Raw genomic sequence first — 410 nt, 5'->3', positions numbered from 1 at the left:
TTCTTTGCTGGTTTGTCACCTCCGACTTCGGGCAAGCGGCTGATGCCATGACGTTGCAGGCAGCGATGTAGCGAAGACCGGGTCAGATGCGGGATCGTCGGCTGAAGGGCATAAAGGCAATCGTCCAGCGGCAAGAGCGTGTGGCGGCGGAAAGCCACAATGATCGCTTCGTCCTCGACGGACAGAACCGTCGAACGTGGCTCTTTCGGTCCGGTCCGAAGGTCGGCCGTAGACGTTCGACGCTTCCATTTGGCGACAGTCTTTTGATTGATGCCGTATCGCTTCGAAAGCGCCCTCAGGCTCTCTTGACTATTTTGTATTGCTCGACGGATCGCCTTTGTCGTTGTGGCGCTCCCGTGTAAAACCTGTCCCATAGTGCATCCTTCCATTCGGGAGAAAAGACTGCACCA

Annotated in this window: 1 pseudogene; it reads right to left on the bottom strand. The window is 56.3% G+C overall.

Going from position 1 to position 410, the window contains the following annotated elements:
• Nucleotides 1–374: pseudogene (locus Q0835_RS30185) on the bottom strand (IS481 family transposase); the annotation flags it as partial.
• Nucleotides 375–410 lie beyond the last annotated feature (36 nt).

Source organism: uncultured Roseibium sp. (assembly GCF_947499295.1).
In the GTDB taxonomy this organism is placed as follows: Bacteria; Pseudomonadota; Alphaproteobacteria; order Rhizobiales; family Stappiaceae; genus Roseibium.
Note: the sequence above shows the minus strand (reverse complement) of the source record. Positions and strands in the feature narration are given on the sequence as shown.